The 26,883-nt window shown below is 57.7% G+C and carries 29 protein-coding genes; 8 read left to right on the top strand and 21 right to left on the bottom strand.

Translation table 11 applies throughout. The annotated features are described in order from the left end of the window. Positions 1-2 precede the first annotated feature (2 nt). The gene (locus tag GS614_RS01565; protein ID WP_171725338.1) at positions 3-1,406 is read right to left on the bottom strand and encodes a PLP-dependent aminotransferase family protein; all 1,404 of its coding nucleotides are present in this window, start codon (positions 1,404-1,406) and stop codon (positions 3-5) included. Positions 1,407-1,505: 99 nt separating this feature from the next. Between GS614_RS01565 and GS614_RS01560 the strand changes: the two genes are divergently transcribed. Then, positions 1,506-1,733: a DUF1127 domain-containing protein gene (locus GS614_RS01560; protein ID WP_171115969.1), complete on the top strand. Its 228-nt coding sequence runs from the start codon at positions 1,506-1,508 to the stop codon at positions 1,731-1,733. 61 nt (positions 1,734-1,794) lie between these two features. Here GS614_RS01560 and GS614_RS01555 read toward each other — a convergent pair whose 3' ends face one another. After that, positions 1,795-2,238: a PaaI family thioesterase gene (locus GS614_RS01555; RefSeq protein ID WP_171228740.1), complete on the bottom strand. Its 444-nt coding sequence runs from the start codon at positions 2,236-2,238 to the stop codon at positions 1,795-1,797. A gap of 58 nt (positions 2,239-2,296) precedes the next feature. On the opposite strand from GS614_RS01555, the gene GS614_RS01550 reads away from it, so the two are divergent. The 4 genes from GS614_RS01550 to gluQRS all read left to right on the top strand — a co-directional run bounded on the left by GS614_RS01550 (position 2,297) and on the right by gluQRS (position 6,206). Continuing rightward, positions 2,297-3,082 (top strand): enoyl-CoA hydratase, encoded by a 786-nt coding sequence (locus GS614_RS01550; protein WP_171725337.1) that lies wholly within the window; start codon positions 2,297-2,299, stop codon positions 3,080-3,082. A 253-nt stretch (positions 3,083-3,335) separates the two neighbouring features. After that, positions 3,336-4,676, top strand: coding sequence for a methylenetetrahydrofolate--tRNA-(uracil(54)-C(5))-methyltransferase (FADH(2)-oxidizing) TrmFO (gene trmFO / locus GS614_RS01545; protein WP_171725336.1), 1,341 nt, complete (start codon positions 3,336-3,338; stop codon positions 4,674-4,676). A gap of 37 nt (positions 4,677-4,713) precedes the next feature. Continuing rightward, complete coding sequence (locus GS614_RS01540) at positions 4,714-5,328, top strand: class I SAM-dependent methyltransferase (RefSeq protein WP_171725335.1); 615 nt, start codon at positions 4,714-4,716, stop codon at positions 5,326-5,328. Then, positions 5,325-6,206 carry a tRNA glutamyl-Q(34) synthetase GluQRS gene (gluQRS, locus tag GS614_RS01535; RefSeq protein WP_171168219.1) on the top strand — a complete coding sequence of 294 codons (882 nt, stop codon included), beginning with the start codon at positions 5,325-5,327 and terminating at the stop codon, positions 6,204-6,206. Before GS614_RS01540 ends, gluQRS begins: the two co-directional genes overlap by 4 nt. Before the next feature lie 10 nt (positions 6,207-6,216). Here the strand turns inward: gluQRS and hisI are convergent, their stop codons facing one another. Beyond that, a complete protein-coding gene (gene hisI, locus GS614_RS01530) occupies positions 6,217-6,606 on the bottom strand; it encodes a phosphoribosyl-AMP cyclohydrolase (protein WP_171228735.1) in 390 nt (129 codons plus the stop codon). Positions 6,607-6,654: 48 nt separating this feature from the next. On the opposite strand from hisI, the gene GS614_RS01525 reads away from it, so the two are divergent. Both GS614_RS01525 and GS614_RS01520 read left to right on the top strand, forming a co-directional pair. Next, the gene (locus tag GS614_RS01525; protein ID WP_171725334.1) at positions 6,655-7,107 is read left to right on the top strand and encodes an iron-sulfur cluster assembly scaffold protein; all 453 of its coding nucleotides are present in this window, start codon (positions 6,655-6,657) and stop codon (positions 7,105-7,107) included. A gap of 59 nt (positions 7,108-7,166) precedes the next feature. Continuing rightward, entirely contained in the window at positions 7,167-7,805 is a 639-nt protein-coding gene (locus GS614_RS01520; protein WP_152457939.1) for a MarC family protein, read from the top strand. A gap of 183 nt (positions 7,806-7,988) precedes the next feature. On the opposite strand, the gene GS614_RS22335 is transcribed toward GS614_RS01520, so the two are convergent. From GS614_RS22335 to GS614_RS01500, 5 genes are all read right to left on the bottom strand, one after another. After that, positions 7,989-8,111: a hypothetical protein gene (locus GS614_RS22335; protein ID WP_256367496.1), complete on the bottom strand. Its 123-nt coding sequence runs from the start codon at positions 8,109-8,111 to the stop codon at positions 7,989-7,991. A gap of 112 nt (positions 8,112-8,223) precedes the next feature. Then, positions 8,224-10,314, bottom strand: a complete 2,091-nt coding sequence (recG, locus tag GS614_RS01515; protein ID WP_171115985.1) for an ATP-dependent DNA helicase RecG — start codon at positions 10,312-10,314, stop codon at positions 8,224-8,226. Continuing rightward, positions 10,311-12,563: an NAD-dependent DNA ligase LigA gene (ligA, locus tag GS614_RS01510; protein ID WP_171328455.1), complete on the bottom strand. Its 2,253-nt coding sequence runs from the start codon at positions 12,561-12,563 to the stop codon at positions 10,311-10,313. The genes recG and ligA overlap by 4 nt, the downstream gene beginning before the upstream one ends. A 123-nt stretch (positions 12,564-12,686) precedes the next feature. Continuing rightward, on the bottom strand, positions 12,687-13,403 hold the full coding sequence (gene ctrA, locus GS614_RS01505; RefSeq protein WP_152457936.1) for a response regulator transcription factor CtrA: 717 nt from the start codon (positions 13,401-13,403) through the stop codon (positions 12,687-12,689). 86 nt (positions 13,404-13,489) lie between these two features. Beyond that, positions 13,490-13,783 (bottom strand): DUF1153 domain-containing protein, encoded by a 294-nt coding sequence (locus tag GS614_RS01500; protein ID WP_171725333.1) that lies wholly within the window; start codon positions 13,781-13,783, stop codon positions 13,490-13,492. Positions 13,784-13,911: 128 nt separating this feature from the next. On the opposite strand from GS614_RS01500, the gene mnmA reads away from it, so the two are divergent. Next, complete coding sequence (gene mnmA, locus GS614_RS01495) at positions 13,912-15,057, top strand: tRNA 2-thiouridine(34) synthase MnmA (RefSeq protein WP_171725332.1); 1,146 nt, start codon at positions 13,912-13,914, stop codon at positions 15,055-15,057. Here mnmA and GS614_RS01490 read toward each other — a convergent pair. The 13 genes from GS614_RS01490 to GS614_RS01435 form a co-directional block, all read right to left on the bottom strand. Beyond that, positions 15,054-15,599 (bottom strand): carboxymuconolactone decarboxylase family protein, encoded by a 546-nt coding sequence (locus GS614_RS01490; RefSeq protein WP_171204732.1) that lies wholly within the window; start codon positions 15,597-15,599, stop codon positions 15,054-15,056. The two genes, mnmA and GS614_RS01490, sit on opposite strands and share 4 nt — an antisense overlap. A gap of 100 nt (positions 15,600-15,699) precedes the next feature. Next, a complete protein-coding gene (locus GS614_RS01485; RefSeq protein ID WP_171362883.1) occupies positions 15,700-16,275 on the bottom strand; it encodes a hypothetical protein in 576 nt (191 codons plus the stop codon). Continuing rightward, positions 16,268-17,434, bottom strand: a complete 1,167-nt coding sequence (gene lpxB, locus GS614_RS01480; RefSeq protein WP_171725331.1) for a lipid-A-disaccharide synthase — start codon at positions 17,432-17,434, stop codon at positions 16,268-16,270. The genes GS614_RS01485 and lpxB overlap by 8 nt, the downstream gene beginning before the upstream one ends. Then, entirely contained in the window at positions 17,434-18,228 is a 795-nt protein-coding gene (locus GS614_RS01475; protein ID WP_171725330.1) for an LpxI family protein, read from the bottom strand. The genes lpxB and GS614_RS01475 overlap by 1 nt, the downstream gene beginning before the upstream one ends. Before the next feature lie 4 nt (positions 18,229-18,232). Beyond that, positions 18,233-19,018 (bottom strand): acyl-ACP--UDP-N-acetylglucosamine O-acyltransferase, encoded by a 786-nt coding sequence (lpxA, locus tag GS614_RS01470; RefSeq protein ID WP_171116000.1) that lies wholly within the window; start codon positions 19,016-19,018, stop codon positions 18,233-18,235. Then, positions 19,015-19,488: a 3-hydroxyacyl-ACP dehydratase FabZ gene (fabZ, locus tag GS614_RS01465; RefSeq protein ID WP_152457928.1), complete on the bottom strand. Its 474-nt coding sequence runs from the start codon at positions 19,486-19,488 to the stop codon at positions 19,015-19,017. The genes lpxA and fabZ overlap by 4 nt, the downstream gene beginning before the upstream one ends. A 73-nt stretch (positions 19,489-19,561) precedes the next feature. Next, positions 19,562-20,140 (bottom strand): OmpH family outer membrane protein, encoded by a 579-nt coding sequence (locus GS614_RS01460; protein WP_152457927.1) that lies wholly within the window; start codon positions 20,138-20,140, stop codon positions 19,562-19,564. Between the two features lie 6 nt (positions 20,141-20,146). Continuing rightward, the gene (gene bamA / locus GS614_RS01455) at positions 20,147-22,399 is read right to left on the bottom strand and encodes an outer membrane protein assembly factor BamA (RefSeq protein ID WP_371807866.1); all 2,253 of its coding nucleotides are present in this window, start codon (positions 22,397-22,399) and stop codon (positions 20,147-20,149) included. Between the two features lie 235 nt (positions 22,400-22,634). Beyond that, positions 22,635-22,763 (bottom strand): hypothetical protein, encoded by a 129-nt coding sequence (locus GS614_RS22330; RefSeq protein WP_256367495.1) that lies wholly within the window; start codon positions 22,761-22,763, stop codon positions 22,635-22,637. A 78-nt stretch (positions 22,764-22,841) separates the two neighbouring features. Continuing rightward, complete coding sequence (gene rseP / locus GS614_RS01450) at positions 22,842-24,194, bottom strand: RIP metalloprotease RseP (RefSeq protein ID WP_171231669.1); 1,353 nt, start codon at positions 24,192-24,194, stop codon at positions 22,842-22,844. Positions 24,195-24,198: 4 nt separating this feature from the next. Then, a complete protein-coding gene (gene dxr, locus GS614_RS01445) occupies positions 24,199-25,371 on the bottom strand; it encodes a 1-deoxy-D-xylulose-5-phosphate reductoisomerase (RefSeq protein WP_171168244.1) in 1,173 nt (390 codons plus the stop codon). After that, positions 25,371-26,153, bottom strand: a complete 783-nt coding sequence (locus tag GS614_RS01440; RefSeq protein ID WP_152457923.1) for a phosphatidate cytidylyltransferase — start codon at positions 26,151-26,153, stop codon at positions 25,371-25,373. The genes dxr and GS614_RS01440 overlap by 1 nt, the downstream gene beginning before the upstream one ends. After that, on the bottom strand, positions 26,150-26,881 hold the full coding sequence (locus tag GS614_RS01435; RefSeq protein WP_171116012.1) for an isoprenyl transferase: 732 nt from the start codon (positions 26,879-26,881) through the stop codon (positions 26,150-26,152). Before GS614_RS01435 ends, GS614_RS01440 begins: the two co-directional genes overlap by 4 nt. Between the last annotated feature and the right edge of the window lie 2 nt (positions 26,882-26,883).

Here is a 26,883-nt window from a genome sequence, read left to right as displayed (position 1 = left end):
TGCTAGACGCTGATCTGTTCAGGCGGATTGTCCAGCAAAGCGCGCAACCTCAGCATTGCGTCCTCGAACCGTTCCAACGAAACGTGGCCATTCATTGCGATGCGTACGGCGTTTGGGGCGCGCCCGTCGCGCAGGGCGAACTCATCCGCTGATCTGAGCTGAATGCCTTCCCGCTCTGCCGCGCGGCTGAACGCGGCAGACCGCCACCCCGATGGCAGGTTCAGCCAGATAAAAGGCACATCCGGTGCCCAGTTCAGATCGAAACCACCCAGCGCATTGACGGTGATCCGAACATAATCGCCCATCCGTTTGCGCACATCCTGGGCAATCTGGCGGGTACGCGGATCCGACAGCAGCAGCCGGGTCAGTTCGGCCAAGGGTTGAGCCAGGCCAAAATACCCATATTCGGCCGATCGGCGCAGATCGGCGCTGCGATCCTTTGGGGCAATGGCAAAGCCAACGCGCAAAGCCGGTGTGAGTATCTTTGAAATGGACGACACGTGCCAGCCCCGCTCGGGGGCGAGCGCACGATAACTGGGTTCGCGCGCCTCTCCCATGCGATAGCAATCGTCTTCCACGATCTGAAGGTCGAAGCGCCGGGCGACGTCCACGACCTCTTTCCTGCGTTCCAGCGGCGTGTGGATGCCGGTGGGGTTCTGAACTTCTGGCGAGACGCAAACGGCCTGAGCATTGGTTTGCCGCAAAACATGCTCCATCGACGCCGGATCGATGCCCCATTTGTCCATCTTGACGCCAATGACTTCGGCGCGCATCAACTCTCCGGCCCGACGGAACCCGGCGTAAGAGAGGTCCTCAACCAACACGATTGGTTTGGGTCCGCGCAGGATGGTCTGGAACACCAGACACAATCCGTTCTGACCGCCATGGGTCAAGACGATGTCATCATGGGTCAGCGGGCCCAGCGGCAAATCCGACAGCCAATCCACGACCGATTGCCTCATGGGTATATACGCGTCCCGCGTGGGGTAATTCAGAAACTGCCCGGGATCAGCTTGCGAAACCTTTTGCAGGCATTCCCGGATAAGCGCGACCTGCCCCGCATCCGGCAAACGCGGGCTGAACAGGCTGACATTGGCGTTGTACTTGTCTTCCCTCAGATGCAGTTGCCTGGCCCAGACATCATCCAGAATCGGTGATTTCGGCGGGGCCACAAATGTACCACGCCCAACCTCGGCGTGGAGCAAGCCTTCGTCGGTCAGGATCGTATAGGCACGTGCGACTGTACCAGGTGTGATTTGCAGGCGATACGCCAGTTCACGAACCGGCGGAAGCTTGGCGCCAACATCTAATTTCTTGTCACCAATGGCTTTTCTTATTGCGTCAGCAACCAATGTATATTTCGGACCCTTGGATTTTGGCAGAGCCTCCGGCCAAATTGTATCCATTACAATTCTTCCTTTGCCTTTGACACAATTTCGAATGTATCAATACTATGTACCAAGCAATACTGTTTTGTGTCAATACAATTTGAAAGGAATTCCGAGATGACACGCACAATGCACACCACCGCCCTTCTGCTGCTGAACGACAGCCCACGGCTGCCTCTGCTCGCGGCTCTGGCCGTGCGGTTTGCGGCGGCGGTCACTCAATGGGAACGCCGTCGCCGCAGTCGCGTCAATCTGAGCTATCTGGATGACCGTCTGCTTCAGGACGTCGGGCTGACCCGCCATCAGGCTGGCCGGGAAACAAAGCGCTTTTTCTGGCAGCCCTGACTGATCCCCAGTCCCAATTATTGGGACCTCTTCCTGGGCCGGGGCCTGTCCCCGGCCTTTTTTATCCGAAATTCGCGGCAGCTGACCCTGCTGGCGGCAGGGAATAGGTCATCGTTGCCCGTGCAACCGGAAGATCACTGCCTTCCGAATACAAAAGCACATCCCCAACGGCCAGTGTTTTTCCCAGCTTCAACAAACGACAGGCCGCAATCATATCGGCGCCGCCTTCCGGTTTGCGCAGGAAATCAAAAGAACTGTTGGTGGTGACGGCCAAAGACTGACGCCCTTTCCTTGCCAGAACCATCGCATAGACACTGACATCGGCAAGCCCGAACATCGACGGGCCTGATACCGTACCCCCGGGACGCAGGTGTTGATCCTGAACCACAAGGCGCATGGTGATCGTGTCTTCAGTCAAATCTTCAACGACGAAATCCTTGTGCACCTGCGGGAACACCTCTTTGAGGTATTGTGACAGTTCGTCCCGATTCATTGCCAAAGCCATACTTCCCCTCCTGCTCTTGCCGACCTAGAGTTGGCCCAACTTGGGAACGGAGGGCAAGATGGCAATTCTGGAACGTTACGACACGGGCGCGGTGGCACGGCTGACACTGAACGCCCCGGACCGGCTGAACGCACTGAGTGATGAGATGCTGGCTGCGCTGCAAGCCGAACTTGATGCGCTGCGCGACGACGGCTCGATCCGGGCCGTGGTCCTGTCGGGGGCGGGAAAGGCGTTTTGCGCCGGGCATGACCTGAAGCAGATGACAGCCGGACGCCAATCCGAAGATGGTGGCAAGGCCTACTTTCAAGATCTCTTTTCCCGTTGCGCCCGGATGATGATGTCGATCCAGTCCTTGCCGCAACCCGTTATCGCGCAAGTCCATGGCATTGCGACTGCCGCCGGGTGTCAGTTGGTAGCGACCTGCGATATGGCGGTGGCCGCAGAAGGAACACGGTTTGGCGTCAACGGGGTCAATATCGGCCTGTTCTGTTCCACGCCGATGGTGGCTCTCAGCCGCAACATCCCCAGAAAACAGGCATTTGAAATGCTGACCACCGGCGAATTCATTTCAGCAGAGCGCGCCGCCGAATTGGGGCTGGTAAATCGCGTCGTCCCTCAAGCGCTGCTGGAACAAGAAGCCAACGGGCTTGCGGAACTGGTCGCATCCAAGCTTGGCGTCGCCGTGAAGATCGGCAAAGAAGCGTTCTATCAACAGCTGCAAATGCCTTTGGACCAAGCTTATGCCTATACCGGAGACGCAATGGCGCAGAATATGTTGTACCGCGATACGGAAGAAGGCATTTCCGCCTTTATTGAAAAGCGCCCCCCGAATTGGACCCAATGACGCAATTGTTTTGAACATTTTTTGCCACTGTTTTCATTTTTGCACTTTCCAAAAGGGCAACTCTGTGGCAAAGCTGGGTCGAGGCCAAGGCCTCAAGACACTTTTGGGTCGCCGTGGGCGGAAGGTCCCTCCAGCTGGTCTCTCTCACCAGCGCTGACATTCCCGCAGCGGCGACCCCAAGACCCCTCCACCAGATCAATCACATACAATACGGCAGTTGCGCCTGTGTGTGCGGTGCCCTATGTGGCTGCACATGACACAAGTTTTGCATATCGTCGGCGGTGGAATGGCCGGGTCCGAAGCGGCCTGGCAAGCCGCTGAAATGGGCGTTGACGTGATCATTCATGAAATGCGCCCCACCGTTGGCACCTTCGCACATCAGACAGGAAACCTGGCGGAAATGGTGTGTTCGAACTCGTTCCGATCGGATGATGATGAACAGAATGCCGTCGGTCTGCTGCACTGGGAAATGCGAGCAGCCAATGGGTTGATCATTACAACCGCCGACGCACACAGGCTCCCTGCCGGGGGGGCTCTGGCCGTGGATCGCGACCCTTTTGCCGAGACGGTCACCGCAAAACTGCGCGCCCACCCACGCGTGAGCGTCACCGATCAGGAAGTCACCTCGCTGCCTGATGACGGCCATTGGATATTTGCGACCGGCCCGTTGACCTCACCCGCATTGGGAGAAGCCATCCGGGCGGAAACGGGATCGGACGCGCTGGCGTTCTTCGATGCAATCGCGCCCATTGTCTATGCCGACAGCATCGACATGAGCAAAGCGTGGATGCAATCCCGGTATGACAAAGGCGAGACCGAGGAAGAACGCACGGCTTACCTGAACTGCCCGATGGACCGTGATCAATACGAGGCTTTCATCGACGCCCTTCTGGCAGCGGAAAAAACCGAGTTTCACGAAGGTGAGACCGCAGGCTATTTTGATGGCTGCCTTCCCATTGAAGTCATGGCCGAACGCGGGCGCGAGACACTGCGCCATGGTCCGATGAAGCCTGTTGGGCTGACAAACCCCCATGCGCCTGACGTCAAACCCCATGCCGTGGTTCAGTTGCGGCGCGATAACGCGTTGGGCACTTTGTTCAACATCGTGGGGTTTCAGACCAAGATGAAATACGGCGCCCAGACCGACGTGTTCCGCATGATCCCCGGCCTGGAAAACGCCAGCTTTGCCCGGCTGGGCGGTATCCACCGCAACACGTTCATCAACTCTCCCACCTTGCTCGATGCACAGATGCGCTTGAAATCCAAGCCCAACATCCGCTTTGCCGGCCAGATTACGGGCGTCGAAGGCTATGTTGAAAGCGCCGCGATGGGATTGCTTGCCGGTCGCATGGCCGCCGCGGAAATACAGGGTCGTGATTTGCCTGAAGTACCCAAAGACAGTGCAATGGGTGCGTTGATCCATCACATTACCGGCGGGGCCGAAGCCAAGACGTTTCAGCCGATGAACGTAAACTTTGGCCTGTTCCGCCCCGTGGACGGCCTGAAAGGCGGGCGGCGCGGCCGGAAGGACCGGTACAAGGCCTATACCGATCGTGCCAAGACAGAATGGCAAACCTGGTTGGATCAATGCTGACTGGACGCGCGGCGTGATCTCGGCCTAGCATGACGGGATGAGCGACAAGTTCCTGGACAGCACCTACGATCTCGACACGCCTGAAGACACTGAAACGCATTACCAGAACTGGGCCGCGACCTATGAAGAAGAGGTCGCGGAACAGGGATATGCAACCCCGGGACGGGTGGCCGCGGCTTTGTGGCAATTCCACCCTCACCCCCAAACGCCGATTCTGGACTTCGGCTGCGGAACGGGGCTTTCCGGTCTCGCCTTGCGGGCGGCGGGATTTGAGGTCATCGATGGTATCGATCCCACCCCCAAAATGCTGGAAGAGGCAGAGGCCAAGGGTGTTTACCGAAGTTTGACCGGGTTTGACATCACCAAACCGGCCCCGCTCAGCCGCGGCTCGTATTCGGTGATCACCGCAATCGGTGTCATCGGTCAGGGCGCGGCCCCGCCCGAGACATTCGACCAGTTGATGCACACCTTGCCCAAAGGTGGGTTGCTGGCGTTTTCCCTGAACGATCATGCGCTGAAAAATCACAAATTCACCTGCCGACTGACGGATTGGGTCGACATGGGTGCCGCACGTTTGCTATTTCGTGAACACGGGCCGCACTTGCCCGGCATCAACCTTAACTCTGACGTGTATGTTATAGAAAAAGCGTGACTTTCGTAACGCGTTTCGCGCCATCCCCGACTGGCCCGCTTCACCTTGGTCACGCGTATTCTGCGATGATCGCCAGTGATATGGCCAGATCTGAACGCGGCCGGTTCTTGCTTCGCATCGAAGATATCGATCGGTCCCGCTCGCGCTCGCATTGGGAGGACCAGATCTATGATGACCTCAATTGGTTGGGGCTGACATGGCCGGAACCAGTGCTGCGTCAATCAGATCGGCTGAGTATCTATGATCTCGCGTTGGAGCGGTTGTGGATGAAAGGTCTTCTGTATCCCTGCCTGTGCAATCGCAAGGATATTGCCGCCGCCGCAAGCGCGCCCCAGGAAGGCGCGCCCTTGCTTGGGCCAGACGGAATTATCTATCCCGGAACGTGTCGAAAAATAAACCAGGGTATAGACTTAAGTCAAAACCCTCACCCGAGGGACCAGGTGTTGCGACTGGATGTTGCCAAGGCCTGTCAAACAATCCAAGATCCGGCCAAATTCCAATTCTTGGAACTGGGCTCCGGCCCCGGTGGCGAAACAGGAACAATTTCTTTTACCCCGGATGAGTTGGAAACCAGTGTCGGCGATATCGTTCTGGCCCGCCGCGACATGGGCACGTCCTACCATTTATCCGTCGTTCTTGACGACGCGGCCCAGGGGATCACCCATGTGGTCCGAGGTCAGGATCTGTTCGAAGCCACACGCATCCATGTGCTGCTTCAGGTGCTGTTGGATTTGCCGACGCCTGTGTATTATCATCACGATCTGATCCGCGATGACGCCGGCAAACGGCTGGCGAAACGCGACGATGCGCGTGCCATCGCGAAATACCGGGCCGATGGTGCCAGCCCGGCAGACATCCGGCATATGGTGGGGCTTTGATCTGACTCGGTTACTCCATCGGGGCCATCAGTTCGGTCTCGGCCCCGTCCCGCACCGCAGTATAAAAGCACGTCCGGCGGTTGGTGTGACAGGCAGCACCGGTTTGACGCACCAGAACCAACAGGCAATCGCGGTCACAGTCGATGCGGAAATCCACCAGTTCCTGCACATGGCCCGAAGTTTCACCCTTGATCCAGAAAGACTGACGCGAGCGCGACCAATAGGTCACCCTGCCCGTTTCCAGTGTCTTTTCAATGGCCTGTGCGTTCATCCATGCCATCATCAGAACCTCGCCCGACACCTCATCCTGCGCAATTGCCGGAATCAGCCCCGCCTCGTTATATTTCAGAGTCGATGGATCAAACGCGACGGGGTGAGACATGACAAAAACCTTTTGCATCCGTTGGGTTGGTCACTATGTATGAGGAACACACGACGAGGGAAAGCCATGAGCGGCGAGAACGACTTGATCAAGCTGTATTCCGGACGCATTCTGGCGTTGGCGGCCGACATCCCGCATCTGGATCGGTTGGAAAACCCGGATGCAACAGTCAAGAAACGCTCGCCTCTTTGTGGCTCTACCGTAACGGTTGATTTGAAGGTTAAGGATGGACGTGTCAGCGCCTTCGGGCAGGACGTCAAAGCCTGCGCGCTGGGACAGGCCTCTGCTTCGGTGGTTGGCGACGCGATCATTGGTGCCACGCGTGCGCAGGTCGAAGCAGCGCGCGATCAGCTTGCGGCCATGTTGAAAAAGGACGGCCCCGCCCCGGATGCGCCGTTTGACGGCCTTGAGGTCCTGATGCCGGCGCGGGACTACAAGAACCGCCACGCGTCAATTCTGCTGGCGCTGGATGCCGCCGCCGAAGCCATGGCGCAGGCCGAACAGGCAGATTGCGCCTGATCATAGCTATTTGATGTAAACCCGTTTACCTTCCGCTTAAATTTAAGGAGGGATGGGTTTTGGAAAATCTACTCGAGCATTTTGTAACTCTTTGGGTCGTAATAGACCCGATTGGAACTATTCCCGTTTTCATTGCCGTCACTGCGGGGCTAGAGGCCGCCGCGCGTCGCAAAACAGCGCTGTTGGCATCGATAATAAGCGCCGGTGTCCTTTTGTTCTTTCTCGTGTTTGGGCAATTGCTGATCGAAGCGCTGGATATTGGACTGAATTCATTTCAGGTCGCAGGCGGCATCATCTTGTTTCTGTTCGCTCTGACCATGATCTTTGGCGAAAGCAAACAAGACATAGAACAGCGTCAGGCCGAAGAGGATCAGGAAGATAAGTATCACAAGCAGAATCCCGCGATATTTCCTCTTGCGGTTCCGTCTCTGGCCTCGCCCGGCGCGATGCTTGCAGTGGTGATCCTGACGGACAACCATAGATACAGTGCAGCCGATCAGGGGATTACCGCATTGGTCATGCTGTCGGTTTTAGTAGTTGCCTTCGTTCTCATGCTTCTGGCCGAACCGATCATCCGCCTGATTGGCCATTCAGGAGCAGCGATCATCAGCCGTATCATGGGGATGATCCTAGCCTCGGTCGCGGTTAACTCGGTCCTGTCCGCATTGCTTGAGATTTTCAAAACCGGCCAGTTGTAAAAAAACCGCCGCACCTTCCGGGCGAAAGGGCGGCGGCAGGCATTGCGTGTCTCGCGTGGGGTCCGGAGTACCGCACGGGGCCGAGGCAAGGCCCCTCAAGGGGTTTGGGACAGGCAGGTCACCCTTGACTGAAATGGGGATGACAGCGCGGTTTTTTCGGCACGAGATCGCAGGCAGAAAGGTTCAGAAGCCAACCGGCAGGTGCAAGGCGACCATCAGGATCACGACCAGAGACATCACGCCCACGGCATCCTGTAGGATCGTCGATTGCGAGCGGCTGAATACGGTCTTGATCTGGGTCAGCATAGGGTCACCTCCGGTCAGAGCTTTAATCCTTTGTTGACCTTTTGTTCTCATATTTACGCGAGTCGGTAAAGAACTTTTTGAGAACATTTGTGAACTTTCTGGAACTTTTTGCCTAACCCACTGAAATCAAACGGATCGCCTGATCCTGCTTCATCAGCCACAAAAGTACGCGTGCCGCGCGCCCCCGGTCCGAGGTCAGCTTGGGATCCGCATTCAGCAATGCCCGGGCATCGGATTGGGCCACGGCCATCAAGCCGGCCTGACGCTCGAGATCCGCAATGCGGAACTTTGGCAGACCGGACTGCGCAGTTCCGATCAGATCCCCGGCGCCGCGCATCTCCAGATCGGTTTCCGAAATACGGAACCCGTCTTCGGTTTCGCGCAGAACCTCCAACCGTTTACGTCCCCCGTCGCTGAGCGGAGGCTGATACATCAACAAACACGTCGATTCCGCATCACCCCGGCCCACACGGCCGCGCAATTGATGCAGTTGGGCCAGACCAAAGATTTCGGCCCGTTCGATGACCATGATCGTGGCATTGGGCACATTGACCCCCACTTCTATGACGGTCGTGGCCACAAGAACCTTGGTGTCCCCGTTCTGGAATGCGGACATTGCCGCGTCTTTTTCCGACGGCGGCATTTGCCCGTGAACCAGCCCGACCACACCTTCGCCCAATATGGCACGCAAGCGTTTGAACCGTTCTTCAGCTGCCGTCAGATCTGAAACCTCTGATTCATCGACCAAGGGGCAGACCCAATAGCATTGCCGCCCCTCATCAATCGCCCGACGCAGATGCGACACGACCTCGTCCATGCGCTGCGTACTGACAATCGCTGTCTTGATCGGTTTGCGCCCCGGCGGCTTTTCGTCCAGCACCGAGACATCCATATCGCCATATTGCGCCAACGCCAGACTGCGTGGAATCGGGGTGGCGGTCATCACCAATACATCCGCGCCCTGCCCTTTTTCCGACAACTCCATCCTCTGGCGCACGCCAAACCGGTGCTGTTCATCAACTATGGCCAAGCGCAGCGCTTTGAATTCAACATCACTCTGAAACACGGCATGGGTGCCGACCAGAATTCGGATATTGCCATTTTTCAAAGCCTCAAGCTTGGCGCGCCGCTCTGCGCCCTTGTCACGCCCGGTGAGCAGTTCCAACACCACTCCGGCCTCTTCCGCCAACGGGCGCAACCCTTCCAAGTGCTGGCGGGCGAGTATCTCGGTCGGGGCCATCATCACGCCCTGCCCTTTAGCCTCGACTGCAATCAGAAGGGCCATGAAGGCCACCAATGTCTTGCCGGCCCCCACGTCACCCTGCAACAATCGGTTCATGCGGGAATCCGATGCCATATCGGCCGCGATTTCCTCGATCGCGCGGCTTTGTGCGCTGGTCGGACGATAAGGAAGGCTGGCCAACACCCTGGATTGCAACGCGCCTGTCCCTACGCTGACGACACCACGGGATTTCCGCTCTCGCTGACGCGCCAGAGCCAGCGTCATCTGATGGGCGAACAGCTCGTCATAGGCCAGACGCTGACGCGCGGGCGCAAATGGTGAGACATCATCAGCCCCCTGAGGATTGTGACCGGCACGAATTGCCGAGATCCAATCCGGCCAGTTTTGCTGTGCCATCTGCGCCGGGTCGATCCATTCGGCCAGCTCTGGCGCCCGCGCCAATGCGCTGCGGGTGGCCTTGAAGGCCGTCTTTTGGGTCAGCCCCTGTGTCAGATGATATACCGGTTCGAATTCCGGAATTTCACTGGCTTGCTCGACCGGCAACATATGATCCGGATGCACCATCTGAGCCATGCCGTCGAACAGCTCCAGCTTGCCCGAGATCACACGGCGCGCGCCCTGAGGCAGTACTTTCTTCAGATACTCCCCGCGCGCGTGAAAGAAAACCAACTGAAAATCGGCCTGGCTGTCTTCGACATGCACGCGGTATGCGCCCCCCTTGTTTCGAGGCGGCCTGTGTGGGCCGACAGTCACTTCGACCGTCAACGTCGCAGGCAGATCGACGCCCTGAATCGTCTCTCGCCGACGTCGGTCGACGACGGCATAAGGCAGGCCGAACAGAACGTCGCGTGGGCTCTCAACGCCGGCCTGTTGCAGGACCTGCGCGGTCTTGGGGCCGACGCCCTCGAGTGTTTCAAGCCCCGCAAACAGCGGGAACAGCTGTTCCGGCCTCCCGCTCATGCGCCTTCGATCAGCTGCAACCAGCCATCCTCATCCAGGGTTTCGATACCCAGCTCTGCCGCTTTCCTGGCTTTCGAACCCGCACCGGGCCCGGCGACCAGAATATCTGTTTTCTTGCTGACGGAACCGGAAACCTTCGCACCCAACGCCTCGGCCCGTGCCTTTGCCTCGGCGCGGGTCATCTTTTCCAGAGTACCGGTGAACACGACCGTCTTGCCAGCCACCGGGCTGTCTGAGGCGGGCGCATCAGGTGCGACGATTGTCAGTTCCTTGCGCAACGTATCGAACGCGCGCCTCTCTTCCACGTTCGAAAACGCATCGGACAGGGACAGACCCAGCGTTGCGCCGATCCCGTCTATTCCGATCAATTCAGCCCAGGCGGCATTGGCATCCGGCGGAACGCGCGCCGCGGTTATGGCCGCATCCCGCACTTCCTTGACACGTGCCCGACGACCTTCTGCCAGCGCGGCCGCCCGTTCGGCATCCTCGGCCTCATCCGCTTGCCGCTGAGCCAGAGCTGCCGGGCGGGCGGTGTCCAGGGCCTGCGTCATGGTCTCCCAATCGCGGTAAAACAGCGCCAGATCGCGCGCTCCGACCTCGCCGACATGTCGAATGCCCAAAGCGAACAACAGGCGCGCAAATGGAATAGTCCGCTTTTCGTCGATCGCGGCAAACAGATTTCTGGCCGAGGTTTCCCCCCACCCATCCCGGTTTTTCAGCCGTGCCAGATTGGCCCTGTCACGCTGTTCCAATGTAAAGATATCCGCCGGAGTCTTTATCGGAAGGATCGGATCATCATAGAACATCTCGATCTGTTTCGCGCCAAGGCCTTCTATGTCAAACGCCTTGCGCGAGACGAAATGTTTCAGCTTTTCAACGGCCTGCGCGGGGCAAATCAAACCACCGGTGCAGCGACGGACCGCATCACCTTCTTCACGGATCGCCTCGCTTTGACATTCCGGACAGCGCGTCGGAAAGATAAAGGGCTGCGAACCGGCCGGGCGCTTGGACAGATCAACATCTGACAGTTTCGGAATCACATCCCCGGCGCGGTATACCTGAACCCAGTCACCGACACGAATATCCTTGCCATCGCGGATCGTGCCGCCCTTGGCATCGCGCCCCGCGATATAGTCTTCGTTGTGCAAGGTGGCGTTGGACACAACAACACCGCCCACCGTCACCGGATGCAACCGTGCAACCGGGCTAAGCGCGCCTGTACGACCGACCTGAATGTCGATCGCTTCCAGCCTCGTCCAGGCCAGTTCGGCCGGGAACTTGTGAGCAATCGCCCATCGCGGCGTAGTTGAGCGGAACCCCAAACGCGCCTGAAGCGACAGATCATTCACCTTGTAGACGACCCCGTCGATGTCATAGCCCAAGGTGGAACGTTGCGCTTCGATATCCCGGTAATGTTCCAGCATCTCTTGCGTCGTTTTGCACAGGCGGGTCAGGGGATTCGTCGAAAATCCAAGTGATTTCAACCGCTCGATCGCCCCTATCTGCGAGTCGGACAATGGCTCTGAAACCTCTCCCCAGGCGTAAGCAAAGAAACGCAACGGGCGCGAGCGCGTGATTTCCGGATCCAGTTGCCGCAAAGACCCCGCCGCCGCGTTTCTTGGATTGGCAAAGGGTTTTCCGCCGCGCTCTGCCTGCCGCGCGTTCAACGCCTCGAAATCCGCGTGAGACATGTAAACCTCGCCCCTGACTTCCAGAACCTCTGGCGCGTTTTCAAGGTGCTGCGGGATATCAGATACCGTGCGGGCATTGGCCGTTACGTTTTCACCGACTTCACCATCTCCGCGCGTGGCAGCCTGAACAAGCTGTCCGTTTTCATACCGCAATGACAACGACAGGCCATCAATCTTGGGTTCGGCGGTGTAGGCCAGACTTTCACCCGCCCCAAGACCCAGGTATTTCCGGATCGACCTGTCGAAATCGGCCACGTCGTCATCATCGAAAGCGTTGCCCAGCGACATCATGCGCACGGCGTGCGTGACTTTCGAAAAACCATCAGCAGGCTTTGCACCCACTTGATCCGTCGGGCTGTCGGGACGCTTGAGATGAGGGAAGCGCGCTTCTATCTCGGCATTGCGCCGTTTGAGAGCGTCATAGTCGGCATCCGACATGTCAGGCGCATCAGCCGTGTGATACAGCGTGTTTGCTTTCGACAATAGTTCGGCCAGACGTGCAAGCTCGGCACGCGCCTCATCTTCCGTCAGCTCGGATATGGAAATTAAGTTGCTCATGGCCTCGCCCTGTCACGCGTACTTGGACCTCAGTGATAGGGCGAGGCCATGGCCAGGTCCAGACGTGCTGAGCCGTGAGTGCAATGTGCCGCCCTGGACCACCGGCGGCACGGGTGGTTCAATTCAAAGCCCGACTGCCATCCGTGTTTCGTCCAGCGTGTTGCTTTGCGGATCTCGCAGCACATAGCCACGGCCCCAGACGGTTTCGATATAGTTCTCTCCGCCGGTCGCATTGCTGAGCTTTTTGCGTAGTTTGCAGATGAACACATCGATGATTTTCAGTTCAGGTTCATCCATGCCGCCATACAGGTGGTTCAGAAACATTTCCTTGGTCAAAGTCGTCCCCTTGCGCAGGCTGAGCAGCTCGAGCATCTGGTATTCCTTGCCGGTCAAATGAACCGTTTTGCCATCCACTTCCACGGTTTTTGCATCAAGGTTCACCGCAATTCGCCCTGTATGAATGATCGATTGCGAATGCCCTTTGGAACGGCGGATGATGGCGTGGATGCGTGCCACCAGTTCTTCGCGATGGAAGGGCTTGGTCAGATAATCATCGGCGCCAAAGCCGAATCCCTTGATCTTGCTTTCGGTATCATCGGCACCGGACAAAATCAGAATCGGCGTTTCCACCCTGGCGATCCGCAACTGGCGCAGAACCTCGTGCCCGTTCATGTCCGGCAGGTTCAAATCAAGCAAGATCAGGTCGTAATCATAGAGTTTCGCCAGATCGATTCCTTCTTCGCCAAGATCCGTCGCATAGACGTTCAGGTTCGCATGCGTCAGCATCAGTTCGATGCTTTTGGACGTGGTCGGATCATCCTCGACAAGAAGTATGCGCATTTTTCACTGCTCCAATTCGGGTCAATAATTCCAATTAAATTCAAACCTGACCAAGAATGGTTAATCTGACGTTACCGTTGAATTATTTATTCACGCTCTCCTTTAGGTTGTCGATACCTTTTTAGCGCCGTCGCCTTCAACGCCTCGGCGCCGTGTTCCGCGACCAAAGAAACCCAACCATTGAATTCTTCGTCGCTCAGGCCATATTTCTTTTTTGCGTCAGACAGGCTGATCAGCCCGTAAAGCACGCCACGCACGACAAGAATCTTGCGTGACGCCACCCATCGCCTTGTGTTCGCCGGCGGCAAATCCGCATGCGTCAAAATAGATCCATCCGGCAGAGCAACAGACCTTGGCCCTTCAACTTTGTGCAAATACATCGCTTTACCCTTCTTGCTGCACCAAAGCTGCCCTCAGCCTACTTAAAGTCGCGTGAAACCGCCCCTTGAGAGTGTGTAGAATTTTCCTATATTCTGCCGGTCTTTCTTAACCCGGACTGGAACCTGCAATGGCCCTCGATACCGAGACCCCGCTGAACTCGCTTGGCTTTGCCAAACCACCCTCGGAAACGCGGGTCGTTGTGGCGATGTCGGGGGGCGTCGACAGTTCCGTTGTCGCGGCCTATCTGGCCGATCAGGGCTATGATGTGGTCGGTGTGACTTTGCAGCTATATGACCACGGCGCGGCATTGGCCAAGAAAGGTGCCTGTTGCGCTGGAATCGATATTCATGATGCGCGACGCGTGGCGGAAGAGCGGGGATTTCCGCATTACGTTCTGGATTACGAGAACATCTTCAAGGATGCCGTGATCGACGAGTTTGCCGACAGCTATCTGGCAGGCGCGACGCCGGTTCCCTGCATCCGCTGCAACGAGCGCGTGAAGTTCAAGGACCTTCTGGAAACCGCCAAGGATCTCGAGGCAGACTGCATGGCCACCGGCCATTACATTCAGCGCAAGATGGGCGCCAACGGACCGGAACTGCACAGCGCCGAAGACGCCAATCGCGATCAGTCCTATTTTCTGTTCTCGACCACGCCAGAGCAATTGAATTTTCTGCGCTTCCCGCTGGGCCACCTGCCGTCAAAAGACGCAACCCGTGAGATGGCGGCGCAGTATGGGCTGTCGGTGGCGGACAAGCCCGACAGTCAGGATATCTGCTTCGTGCCCGACGGCAACTATGCCAGTGTCATCGAAAAGCTGCGCCCCGGAGCCGCGGAACCCGGCGAGATCGTTCACGCCGATGGCCGCGTACTGGCGCAGCACAACGGCGTGATCCACTATACGATCGGGCAACGTCGCGGTCTTGGCATCGGCGGCCTTAGCGAGCCGCTTTACGTCGTCAAACTGGACGTCGACAAAAAGCAGGTCGTTGTCGGCCCGAAAGAGATGCTGGCAACGCGCGTCGTTCCGGTGCGCGAGATCAACTGGCTGGGCGATGAACCCTTTTCGTCACGCGATGAATGGCATCTTTCCGTCAAAGTCCGCTCGACCCGCCCGCCGCGCGAGGCAATCATTCGGCCGCTGTCGGACACCACGGCCGAGGTCGAACTGCTGACCCCCGAGGAAGGCATCTCGCCTGGGCAGGCCTGCGTATTTTACGCAAGCGAAGGCAGTCGCGTGTTCGGCGGCGGCTGGATCTGGCGTGGGTATTAGGCTGAAACCGGCTCGACCTCGGGTTCGATCTGAATCTGCAATGCATCGTTGAACCGATTGAACGCACCGCACAAGGCGATGCGCCAAGTTAGCTCGACGATCTGGGCATCGGTGAACCATTCCCTCAGATCCGCCACTTCGGCATCCTTCATACGGCCCGACCGGATCGTCACGGCTTCGGCATAGCGCACGACCGCCTTGTCACAGGCATCCAGCTCCGGATGATCCTCGACGTCCGGCAGACGCGACGCCCCTTCGGGGCTCAGCCCCGCGACGGACAGCAGCGGTGTGTGATGCGACACGCAATAATCGCAGGCATTCAGTTTCGATACCGTCACCATCGCCAGCTCCAACGCACGGCGTGGCAAGTTCTCTTGCTCTCGCAGGGTTGTCAGCATTCCCGTGACATGGTTCAGAACCGGAGGGCAATACGCAGCGACGCGGGCCCAGTTGTCAAATGGTCCATAGGCGCCCAATGCAGCGTGGGACGCGCGCGCGTCGGCGGTCATTTCCTGATCCGACAAAGGGGGGATGCGGGTCATGTCGAAAGCTCCTTTTCTGGGTCACGATACCTTGGACCTGCGTTCCTGCAACAGACCTTTGCAGGTCACATATGCGAGACGAAGCGCTCTCTTTGCCGGGTCACAACATATCGGTGGGAGAGTTGAAGAGAATATAGAGGCCGACGCAGACCATGATATAGGGCGCAATCCGATCCAGCCGGGCAACGCGCGGGCCAAGGCTTTTGGCGTGTGGTGCCCCCCATGCCGCAACAACAACCAGCAAGGCGGCCGCGCTGGCTGCACCGATCAACGCAACAACCCGATAGGACGGCGCCGAATCCGCAAGCAGAGGGGTCATTACCGCAAAACTGTCTATCGAGAGGCTCAGGAAAAGCGTCACCACCGAAGTCACCGCCCCTTTTGACTCCGCGCCTTCGGTGTCCGACTCGCGAAACTGATGCCAGATTCCGCGCAAGCCAAACACCAGTGGGACAAGGCCAAGATAGCCGATCCAAAACGGAAGGCCGCTCTGGTTCAGGCCCACGGCCACGGTCATGGCCAGGGAAAGTACGATCGTCTGAGCGACGGCAAAGCCCACAATCGCACGGCGCTGTTCGATCACCAGAATCAAACCCAACAAAACAGCCAAATTGTCCAGATTGGTAGAGATCATCGCGATCCCCGCAGAGACTGCAAACAGCGCGTGATCAAGCATTGCTTGGCTGCATTCTGTTCAAAACCGCCCGCGCCGCGCGCAAGCCGGGTGCTTCGCCCCCACGCCCCAACCTGTCCATGGTCAGGTTCATGGCATGCTGTTGCGCATCGGGCGCGCCGGCCACCTTTCGCAAGGCTTCGGCGATTTTTTGAGGCTGACAGTCATCCAGCAGGCATTCCGGCACGGCGCGTGTTTCCGAAACCAGATTGACCAGTGTAACGGTGTCCAGCTTGACCATCCGTTCCGCCATTTTCTGCGTCAGCCAGTTGAGTTTGTACGCAATGACCATCGGTGTATTCTGCGCCGCAAGTTCCAGCGAGACCGTTCCCGAAGCAGCAAGCGCAAGATCTGCGGCGCCAAAGGCTGCTCGTTTGTCGGCCGTGGCTTGCTCTGCCCCCACCTGGCGGGGGTCCAGCACCACGGGAGTGCCTGGCCATTCTGGCACCAGGTCGTTTATCAGATCGGTTGTCGCACCTACGGTCGGGATCACCACGCGGTAATTCGGGTGGTCATCGACAAACAACCGCAACGCACCGCCGAAAGACTCTGCCAGACGTTCGATCTCACCCCGCCGAGACCCGGGCAAGGCCAGCAAGATCGGCGCATTGCCCAGATCAAAGCGGTGGCGGAAGGCGGCGATCTCGTCAGGTGTTGCAATCGGTTCGCCAACCACTGGATGGCCGACAAAGTCGCATTCCATCCCTGCCCGCTCCATATACGGAGGTTCAAAAGGAAGAAGCGCCAGCACATGGTCGATGACCTTTGCCATCTTGCCTGCACGCCCGGGGCGCCAGGCCCAGACACTGGGCGCGACATAATGCACGGTTCGGATTTTGCTGTTGGCTTTGACCATCTTGGCGACGCGCAAGCTGAAATCAGGGCTGTCTATGGTGATCAATACATCCGGTTTCGTGTCCAGCACCGCCTGTGCTGTCTCGGAAATCCGCCGTTTCAGGTGGAAAAACTTCGGCAGAACTTCAACAAGCCCCATGACCGAAAGCTCGGACATGGGAAACCGGCTGCTCAGGCCCTGCGCTTGCATCAACGGGCCACCGACCCCGTCGAATTCAACATCAGGCACCAGGGTTTTCAACCCATCCATCAGCGCGCCGCCCAACCGGTCGCCCGAAGGTTCACCGGCGACCAGAAAGACACGCATCAGACCGCCCGCTCGCGGATATAGAGAAACAGACCCAGACGGTTGCATTCAGCGATGACACGCTCTTTTTCCAGAACCAGTACACCGCCTTTTTCCAAAACGATCCCGGACAAACCTGCCGCAACCGTGTCCGCAACAGTTTCCGGCCCGATGGCGGGCAAATCGGCGCGCCGATCCTGATCGGGTTTGGGACCTTTGAACAGAATGCCGCCGCCAGCGTCGGGGCGTTGGGTCAGGGATTGCAGCATCCACGCGGTGCCGAACACCCCCTCGATGGCCAGCGCCTGCCCTTTGGACACGGCACAGGCCTGCCCCGTATCCGCCGCCCCCATTGCCCGAAGAATCCCGGCGGCGCGGTCAGCGTCTGCCATGTCGGCGTCTGAGGGCTGGGCTTCGGTCAGACATCCCACAGGCGGCAACAAACCGGGCGCGATCTCATGCGCGGCCCTGAGGGTGAGGCCGGCCCCTTCAAGAATTCCGATCACCGCGCGCAAAGCGCCGTCATCCCCGGACAGGATGGCCTTTTGGATGATCGGAACCAATGGCAGCGTCGCGGCGTCAATGCGCGAGGGGTCGATTGGCGGGCGCCGAACAGCGCCAGCCAGACAGATATCGGTCACGCCCCGCGCCTTCAGGTCAGCGATGAAACTGCCCAGCTGTTCCAGAGGAAATACGACATCCGCGCTCAGGGTGTCCGGCAGAAACCCCTCCATCGCGCAGATCAAAGGGCGTTCTGTCAAGTGCGCAACAACTTCGGTCGGCAGCGCCCCGGTTCCCGCAATCAACGCAAGCATGACCCTATTTCCTCGGGGTCAGGAAGGATCGGTCACTGTGGCCGGTGACGAAATCCACGATCTGCTGCACATAGTCGCTTTCGTTGCCTTCACCGATCCGGCTGGCGCGATCCATAAAGGTGCCTTCGCCGTCGGACAATTCCTTGAAGGCCGCGCGCAGCGCCGAGATATCTTCACGCGATACACCCTTGCGCTTGAGACCGACGAGGTTTAGGCCATCCAGCTCACCCCTCGACGCCTGTACCAGACCGTAAGGAATAACATCTTTCGGCACCATGGTCAGCGCGCCAATAATGGCCCCGCGTCCAACGCGCACCCATTGATGCAACCCCGAAATGCCACCGACGATCACGTCGTCTTCAACGATACAATGCCCGGCGGCGCCGGCATGGTTCACCATGATCACACGGCTGCCGATCTGAACGTCATGGGCCACGTGAACACCCGCCATCAACAGACAGTCGTCACCGATCCGCGTGACCCCTCCGCCACCTTCTGTCCCGGTATTGATTGTCACATGCTCGCGAATGCGGTTGCGTTTGCCAATCTCAAGCCGGGTGTTTTCGCCGCTGAATTTCAGATCCTGAGGGATCTCACCAATCACCGAGAAATTGAACACGACGGTATCGTCGCCGATCGAGGTGTCGCCCGTCACGACCACATGCGATTTCAACTCGACCCGATCGCCTAGTTTCACCTGTGGGCCCACGTGGCAGAAGGGACCGATGATACAATCCTGTCCAATCTGCGCACCATCTTCAATAATTGCGCTGGGATGGACTCCGTTCATGTTGTTTTTTCCATATCCCAGTCGACATAGGCCGAGAATTCCGCCTCGGCGGCGACTTCGCCTTCGACAGTTGCACGGCCGCTGAATTTGAACAGCTTTCCGCCTTTTTTCCCACGTACGGTTTCCACATGCATTTCCAGCACATCACCGGGCACGACCTTGCGGCGGAATTTGCACTTGTCGATGCTCATGAAGTAGATCAACAGTTCGGTGTCGATGACGTCCATTCCCACACCCAGCATCACACCGGCGGTCTGCGCCATTGCCTCGACAATCGTGACACCCGGCATGATCGGCGTACCGGGGAAATGCCCCTGAAAATGCGGTTCGTTCATGGTGACATTCTTGATTCCACGCGCCGACTGATAGCCCGAGATATCTACCACCTTGTCGACCAGCAAAAACGGATAGCGGTGCGGCAGGATCCTCTGGATCAGCTGAATGTCTGCGCTTTTGGTTTCAGTGCTCATGATGCAGATATCCCGTTTTGGATGTTTCTTTTTTTGCGTGGTTAGCAATACAGCACTGCAAGGGCAAGCGAACCTATTCGCCCTGACCCTCTTGCAAATCGCTTCCGTCACCTATCGCAGCGTTTATTCGGATGATTGCGGCTTCGGTGATGTCGGACGTGCTGACGACGACATTGGATCGCTCGATCATCACGCTGGCCCCAATTTCGCGCAACAGATCGACAAGCACCGGGCGCACAATTTCGGAAAAGGTCTGCTGGGCTTCTTCGCTGCGACGGGCCAGAACATCCAGCTTTGCCCTTTGCCCCTCGCGATGGGACTGAACCTTGAGATCAAACGCCTCGGCCAGGGGGCGGAACTCGTCGGCCGACATGGTGGCGCGCTGCTCGGTGAGTTCCTTTTCTTCGCGGCTCAGTTCCGCGACAATCCGTTGGTTTTCTTCGGCCAGTAAGGCGCTTTCCTTTTCAATTTCGCGAAAAACGCGCTGTCCAAAGGCGGACTTGGCAAACAGCTCTTCACTGGACAGGGTGACAACACTGGCTTGTGGCACACCAAGCTGCTGTGCATTTGCCAAAGGCGCCGAGACCATCGTCACAAATGCACACAGGGCCCAAAGCGGGCCCCGTGTTCTGCCAAGCAATCTGTTCAGCATCGCGGATCAGAACCGGGCCTGGATCGTGAAGTCAAAGTTCTGCTCCTTGTCGAAAGATTCTTTCTTGAGAGGCTGCGAGAAGTTGAACTGCAACGGCCCGAATGGAGTTTCCCAGAGCACCGAAATCCCAATCACGTGCCGGATCGATCCGTTTGCACCGACAATAGTTGCACCTGCCGTATTGACGTTGTCGATGTTGTAGAGGTTGCCAACATCATAGAACAAGCCACCGCGTAGACCGAGTTCCTCGGGAAGACCCAGCGGGAAGTCGGTTTCGAAACGGGCAACCCAGTAGTAATTGCCCCCGATCGCGTCATCCTGACCGTTGGACAGGTCACGCGGTCCGATACCCGCAGGTTCGAAACCCCGGAAAGTATTGGGGCCCAGCACAAACCGGTCAACAGTACGGCTGAAATCGTTTCCCCGCCAATGCAGAGCGCCCAGTTCCATCGTTGCCCGAAGCACCACCTCTTCGTTCCAAACCCGGGTTTGCGCGATGCCACGTGCCGTGGTCTTGAAGAATTTGTTGTCCCCACCAAGTCCGGCGGCATCAACACCTACTTCAAACAGAACGCCAGTGTTGGGGTCCAGGCCGCCGAGACGGCTGTCATAAATGTAGGACAGTCCCAATGAACTGGACGTCCGTTTGCCCTGCGCAATTTCAGAAGAAATCACCGCACCGTTAACTTCATTGTCCTGCTGCGTCATCTCGCTGCGGTCCCAGCCATAGCGAACCCGCAGAGCCGACAATTCACCAATCGCGTAGGTCAGTTGAGGTGCAAAGAAAAGACTGCTTGTGTCGTAACTTGCAAACCCGGAATTGGTGGCTGACAACCCCAGACCAAGGTCAAAGCGCAGCTTGCGGCCCAGCAGATAGGGCTCTGTAAAGCTGAGCGTATATTGTTCCGAGTCCTGCGCGGTGGAGATCGAGACACCAAGGTTCTGGCCACGGCCCAGGAAGTTGGATTCGTTCAGACCAATTGCAATCCCGAAACCGTCCGTAACCGAGTAGCTGCCTCCAAGGCTCAGCGAGCCGGTGGGTTGTTCTTCAACGTCTACATCCAGAATGACCTGGCTTGGCGACGATCCCTCGCGCGGTTCGACTTCGGCGACAGCAAAGAAGCCCAAGGCATTGATACGCTCCGCAGCCTGACGGATTTCGCGTGGATTGAACGGGTCGCCTTCGACAGTGTCAAACTGCCGGCGGATCACTCGGTCCAGGGTGGTTGTGTTGCCTTCAATATCGATCCGCTCGACAAAGATCCGAGGACCTTTTGTCAGAACAAATTCGACATCCAAAGTCAGATCGCGGTCATTGCGCGTAACACGAGGTTCCACCCGAAGGAAATCCACGCCTTGCTTCAGGCCCAGTCGCTCTTGTCTTGTAATCGAGTTTTCAACAAGCGTCGGCGTATATGTGACGCCGGGTTTGATCTTCAGCGCGTCCTGATAAGGTGCCGGATCGACGCCCGGAATTTCGCTGACGGTCGTGATTTTACCGAACGAGAATTTTTGACCCTCGGTTACATTCATCACCAGGAAAAACGCATCCCTTTCACGGGTAAACTCGACGTTGGCGCTGTTCACACGGAAGTCGACATAGCCTCGTGAAAGGTAGAAATCCCGAATGACTTGCTTATCGAACTCGATACGATCGCCGATGAACGTGTCGTTCCGGAAGAAGGTCCGCAGGAAGGTTGCCTGCTTGGTTTCCAGAACGCGGCGCAAACGACGGTCCGAAAAGGCACGGTTGCCAACAAAACTGACACGTTCCACTTCAATGGTCGTGCCTTCTGCCACTTCAAAAACCAGATCAACTCGGTTGTCGCTACGGCGGATAATCCGAGGGATTACGGTCGCGGCAACTCGGCCTTGGGCTGAATACACTTCAGCAATCATGTCAGCGTCAGACTCGGCCAACTGCGGGGTAAAGACGCGGCGCGGCTGAGATTCGATTACGTCCAGCAACACGTCGTCTTTGACACGGGCGTTACCCTCGATGCTGATCTGATTGATCGTCGGATATTCCTGAACCGTGATGACCAGCGTAGACCCCCGCGGCGTCAGCTCAACTGTTTCAAATACACCACTGTCAAGCAAACGCTGATAGGCATCATTGAGCTGGCCGGCAGTTACGGTCTGGCCAGGTTCGATTCCCGTTCGGGCGATGATCGTACCGGTTTCAATCCGGCGATTGCCCTCAACGTCAAACGAATTGATCGTGAAATTTTGCGCCAGTGCTGCATGCGGAAAAGTCATTAAGCTTGCAGCAACAAAAAGGAAAAGAACCGCTAGCGCCTGCCACAAAATATTGTTTGTTGGCATTTGCTGCCCGCAGGATGTGCCCGCCCCTCGCCTGTCAGTCATTTTATGCTCTACCCAGAATTTAAGACTTTAATGCTGAGTAGCGGGATTGAATGAGCTTGTCAAAAGGCGAAATAGAAGCAGCCGCGAAGACTGCCATTCAAATTGACGACGTTAATTTCGGTAAGAATCACATGGCCGCCAGATAGGCGGCACCTGCCATAGCCAAAGCCGTAACCGCAAAGCTCAGTAGAACATCCCAATTCAGCACGAACAGGAAGCTAAAGCTCTGATACGATTTTTTCAGCGTTTTGGTCATGGCTTTTCCCTCAGACGCAAAAACCATAACGTCAGAATGAGGCAATATTGCGGCCCAATCTTGCGCCACGCGCCACAATTAGCAGAACAAATCGTTGCTCACTGAAAACAGCATGAGGGTGAGAATTAAGGTGATCCCTACCCCCATGAGCACTCGCAACGCCCCATCACTGGGTGGTTTCCCTGCAATGGCTTCATAGGCGTAGAACACCAGATGCCCGCCATCCAATGCCGGGATCGGAAAAAGGTTCAGCAATCCGACCGCCGTCGACAGAACCGCGATGAAGAAAATGAAGTTCTGCGCCCCCTGGCTGGCCATTGCCCCCGAGGTTTCGGCGATTCCGATCGGCCCCGAGATGTTGCAAGTGCTGATTGCCCCCGTCACCATGTGCCATATACCCGACAGCGACCCTTCGATAATGCGGCCCGTCTGTCTGACACCGCCGGTCAGTGAATCCAGAATACCAGCCGGTTCAGTTGCCGGCTCCAGCATCATGCCCCCGATGATCCCAATCCGCCAATGGGTGACGAAACCGCCATCCGGCTGAGGTTCATCCGTGCGTCGGGGGGCCAATGCGAATTCCAGCTCGGACCCATCCCGCCAGACGTCCAACAGCAGAACCCGGCCATCGGACCCTTCGACAAAATCCTTCAGCTGCTCGAAGGCAAAGATCGGCTCCCCGTTCACCGCCGTGATGACATCGCCTTGTTTCAGCTGAATATCCATCGCCGCGCTGCGTGGGGCCACTTGGCGGATCAGGGGTGGAAACATCCATGGTGCTTGTACATCCAGCGTCTCACCGTCCCGGATCACCGTGTAATCCAGAACCGGTTCCACAGGCAGCGCCTCAATAAAGTCCTGCCAGGCCCCCTCTTCATCATAGTCAGGTGTCGGAACACCGGCGATGGCCGTGATCACATCACCTTCTCTCAGCTCCTGCACAGTGCCCGGCAAGGGTTGCAACGATCCGACTGTCAGCGGCTCTTTCGATACGCCTTGTGACCAGAAAATCAGGCCAAACACCAGAATGGACATGACGAAGTTGAAGACAGGTCCGGCCGCGACCGTTGCGGCCCGTGCCCACAAAGGGGCACCGTGCATGGTGCGGCGCAGCTCTTCCGGGCTTTGGGTAGCGATGCCTTCCATCGCCTTTTCATCCTTGCCCGATGCTGCATTGGCATCGCCCAGGAACTTCACATACCCCCCAAAAGGCAGCAACGCGATCTGCCATCTGGTCCCCCGTTTGTCGACACGGCTCCAGAGAACCGGGCCAAACCCGATCGAGAACACTTCGGCATGGATACCGGACCAACGCCCCACAATGTAGTGGCCGTATTCGTGCACCGCGACGATGACCGACAATGCGATGACAAACGCGACAATCGTCCAGAGAAGATTGCCAAATTGCGGGATTAGGGAAAGTACGTCCAAAATTCTATCCTGCTCGTTCCACCACAGCGTCATCGACCCACTGACGTGCCAGATGGTCTGTTTGCTGTACGTTATCAAGGGTCATCGGGGCATCAATAAGGCTGTCTGACGCGTCGAACCTGTCGAGAACCGCGGCGACGGCATCAGCCATATCCAGAAATCCGGTCCGGCGTGCGATGAAATGATCCAGCGCACGTTCCTTCGCGGCGTTGAAAACAGCGCCCGCCAGGCCGCCACGCGCCATCACGTCCCGGGCCAGTTTCAATGCCGGATAACGTGCCAGATCCGGCGCGTTGAAACGCAACTGCCCCAGCTTGGCCAAATCAAGGCGCTGTATCGGCAATTCCCGTCTTTCGGGCCAATGCAGCGCGTAACCGATGGCGTGGCGCATATCGGGTGCCCCCATATGGGCCATCATCGCACCATCACGATAGCCAACCAGGGCGTGTACTATGGATTCCGGATGCACCAGCACTTCGATCTGATCCGGTTCGACACCGAAATATTCTTTTGTTTCGATGACTTCCAACGCTTTGTTGAACATCGATGCGCTGTCGATGGTGATACGCTGCCCCATATCCCAATTCGGATGGCTGGAGGCTTGTTCAACAGTCGCGTTCACCAGTTCTCTCAGGGGCCAATCTCGGAACGCCCCGCCGCTGGCGGTGATGATCACACGCTCGACTGTTTCGACGTCTTCACCGACCAAAGCCTGAAACACCGCCGAATGTTCGCTGTCGACCGGCAGCAATCGCGCGCCATGCTGTTTGGCCGTTTCCAGAACCAATGATCCTGCGCAGACCAATGTCTCTTTGTTTGCCAGTGCAAGGGTTGTGCCCTGTTTCAACGCCTCGATGCCCGGCGCCAACCCGGCCGAGCCGACAATGGCCGACATGATCCAATCCGCCGGACGTGCCGCAGCCTCGACGATGGCGCGCCGGCCCGCAGCCGCCTCGACGTCACTGCCGGCCAAAGCGGAACGCAGGTCATCAAGCCGGTCTTCATGAGCGGTGACGGCAATATCGGCACCGAGCCGACGCGCGTCATCCGCAAGCCTTTGAATGTTGGCACCACCGGTCAAGGCCACGACGTCATACTCGGACGGTGCGCGCGAAATCAGATCAATCGTGTTCTGCCCGATCGACCCGGTGGCTCCAAAAACAGATACCTTTCGCATTACATTTCACCCGGCGAATAGATCAGCCCCGCGATCAGAACGAACAGCGCGGCCCCCATCATGCCATCGAACCGATCCAGAAAGCCGCCATGGCCCGGTATCAGGTTCGAACTGTCTTTGACACCGAACTTGCGCTTGACCGCGCTTTCGACAATATCACCGGCCTGACTTGCCATTGAAGCCAAAACGGAAACAACGACAAAAGCGAATCCAAAGCCGGCCAGGCTTGCAAAAACCGCGCCGACACATGCCGCGGCGGCCCACCCGCCGGCGGTTCCCGACCACGTCTTCTTCGGGCTGACCTTGGGCCAGAATTTCGGGCCACCAACCGCCTTGCCCACGAAATAGCCCGCGACGTCCGTGGCGACCACGACAGCAATCAGCCAAACCATCCAGCCAAAACCGGAATTTTCCCGGATCGAAATGAAACCCAGCCCGGCCCCGACGATCCAGACCACGAACATCCCGAACAGAACCTTCGAACGACTGATCTGCCCCACTCCCACAAGCGCAGGCGCAAGCACGACCGGCAAAGTGTAAATCGGCGGCAGATGATAGCTGAGAACCACGGTGATGCTTGTCAGAATCCCCAATTGAACGGCCACGCCGCGGGCTTGCGGGTCGATCATCCGAACCAATTCCCACGTCATCAGACCACAGGCTGCGGCAATGAAGGTTTCGAACCACCACCCGCCAAGCCAGACTTCGATTGATCCGATCACGACCAGAACTGCAGCAGAAAGAACCCGTGTTGTCAGGTCAGACCATCGGCCGTCTCTCATGCCAGAACCGCTCCGAACCGCCGATCTCTGGTGCCGTAATTCTGGCACAGACGGGCCAGTTCAGCAGCAGTGAAGTCCGGCCAGAGGGTGTCGATGAATTCATATTCCGAGTAAGCCGATTGCCACAGAAGAAAGTTTGAAATCCGTGCTTCACCGCTGGTTCGAATAACAAGGTCGGGATCAGGAAGAACACGCGTATCCAGATACTTAGGAAGAGTTTCTTCATCCACCTCTTCGGGTTTCAGCCGCCCTTCAGCCACATCCCGTGCCAGACGCTTTGTGGCGCGAGCGACCTCGTCGCGCCCACCGTAATTCAGCGCGACGGTCAAATGAACCAGATCGTTGTTCTTGGTTTCTTCTTCCAGCGAGTCCATCAACTCGATCAACTTGGAATCCAGCCGGACCCGATCTCCGATGAACCGAACGCGGATGCCATTATCCGCAAGTGTCCGGGTTTCCTTGATGATATAGCGGCGGAACAGGTTCATCAGGCCGGCCACCTCGACCTGGGTCCGCTTCCAGTTTTCGGTCGAAAAAGCGAACACCGTCAGGTACTTGATCCCCAAACCAGGGCAGGCCTCGACAACCTCGCGCACGCGCCGCGCCCCTGCATGGTGGCCGAACAGCCGGGGACGGCCGCGTGCCTGCGCCCAACGACCATTGCCATCCATGATGATGGCCACATGGCGCGGGCCGGACTCCAGCTCGGTTTGCGGGTCTTTTGGCATCA

The sequence above is a fragment of the Ruegeria sp. HKCCD6604 genome (assembly GCF_013110635.1).
Taxonomy (GTDB): domain Bacteria; phylum Pseudomonadota; class Alphaproteobacteria; order Rhodobacterales; family Rhodobacteraceae; genus Ruegeria.
This window is presented reverse-complemented; position numbering and strand designations above follow the sequence as displayed.

Coding starts and splice junctions, on each gene's coding strand:
- GS614_RS22335 (WP_256367496.1), bottom strand. CDS start 8,111: ATGCTGACCCAGATCAAGACCGTATTCAGCCGCTCGCAATCGACGATC.
- ligA (WP_171328455.1), bottom strand. CDS start 12,563: ATGAGCAACTTAATTTCCATATCCGAGCTGACGGAAGATGAGGCGCGT.
- GS614_RS01460 (WP_152457927.1), bottom strand. CDS start 20,140: ATGCTGAACAGATTGCTTGGCAGAACACGGGGCCCGCTTTGGGCCCTG.
- GS614_RS01500 (WP_171725333.1), bottom strand. CDS start 13,783: ATGTATTTGCACAAAGTTGAAGGGCCAAGGTCTGTTGCTCTGCCGGAT.
- GS614_RS01475 (WP_171725330.1), bottom strand. CDS start 18,228: ATGCTTGCGTTGATTGCGGGAACCGGGGCGCTGCCGACCGAAGTTGTT.
- GS614_RS01435 (WP_171116012.1), bottom strand. CDS start 26,881: ATGCCAAAAGACCCGCAAACCGAGCTGGAGTCCGGCCCGCGCCATGTG.
- lpxA (WP_171116000.1), bottom strand. CDS start 19,018: ATGAACGGAGTCCATCCCAGCGCAATTATTGAAGATGGTGCGCAGATT.
- fabZ (WP_152457928.1), bottom strand. CDS start 19,488: ATGAGCACTGAAACCAAAAGCGCAGACATTCAGCTGATCCAGAGGATC.
- GS614_RS01490 (WP_171204732.1), bottom strand. CDS start 15,599: ATGACCCGCATCCCCCCTTTGTCGGATCAGGAAATGACCGCCGACGCG.
- trmFO (WP_171725336.1), top strand. CDS start 3,336: ATGACACAAGTTTTGCATATCGTCGGCGGTGGAATGGCCGGGTCCGAA.
- GS614_RS01540 (WP_171725335.1), top strand. CDS start 4,714: ATGAGCGACAAGTTCCTGGACAGCACCTACGATCTCGACACGCCTGAA.
- GS614_RS01560 (WP_171115969.1), top strand. CDS start 1,506: ATGACACGCACAATGCACACCACCGCCCTTCTGCTGCTGAACGACAGC.
- bamA (WP_371807866.1), bottom strand. CDS start 22,399: ATGACTTTTCCGCATGCAGCACTGGCGCAAAATTTCACGATCAATTCG.
- hisI (WP_171228735.1), bottom strand. CDS start 6,606: ATGCAAAAGGTTTTTGTCATGTCTCACCCCGTCGCGTTTGATCCATCG.
- lpxB (WP_171725331.1), bottom strand. CDS start 17,434: ATGCGTGTCTTTCTGGTCGCCGGTGAACCTTCGGGCGACCGGTTGGGC.
- dxr (WP_171168244.1), bottom strand. CDS start 25,371: ATGCGAAAGGTATCTGTTTTTGGAGCCACCGGGTCGATCGGGCAGAAC.
- GS614_RS01555 (WP_171228740.1), bottom strand. CDS start 2,238: ATGGCTTTGGCAATGAATCGGGACGAACTGTCACAATACCTCAAAGAG.
- GS614_RS01485 (WP_171362883.1), bottom strand. CDS start 16,275: ATGCTTGATCACGCGCTGTTTGCAGTCTCTGCGGGGATCGCGATGATC.
- GS614_RS01550 (WP_171725337.1), top strand. CDS start 2,297: ATGGCAATTCTGGAACGTTACGACACGGGCGCGGTGGCACGGCTGACA.
- mnmA (WP_171725332.1), top strand. CDS start 13,912: ATGGCCCTCGATACCGAGACCCCGCTGAACTCGCTTGGCTTTGCCAAA.
- ctrA (WP_152457936.1), bottom strand. CDS start 13,403: ATGCGCATACTTCTTGTCGAGGATGATCCGACCACGTCCAAAAGCATC.
- recG (WP_171115985.1), bottom strand. CDS start 10,314: ATGAGCGGGAGGCCGGAACAGCTGTTCCCGCTGTTTGCGGGGCTTGAA.
- GS614_RS01440 (WP_152457923.1), bottom strand. CDS start 26,153: ATGAGAGACGGCCGATGGTCTGACCTGACAACACGGGTTCTTTCTGCT.
- GS614_RS01565 (WP_171725338.1), bottom strand. CDS start 1,406: ATGGATACAATTTGGCCGGAGGCTCTGCCAAAATCCAAGGGTCCGAAA.
- GS614_RS01525 (WP_171725334.1), top strand. CDS start 6,655: ATGAGCGGCGAGAACGACTTGATCAAGCTGTATTCCGGACGCATTCTG.
- GS614_RS22330 (WP_256367495.1), bottom strand. CDS start 22,763: ATGACCAAAACGCTGAAAAAATCGTATCAGAGCTTTAGCTTCCTGTTC.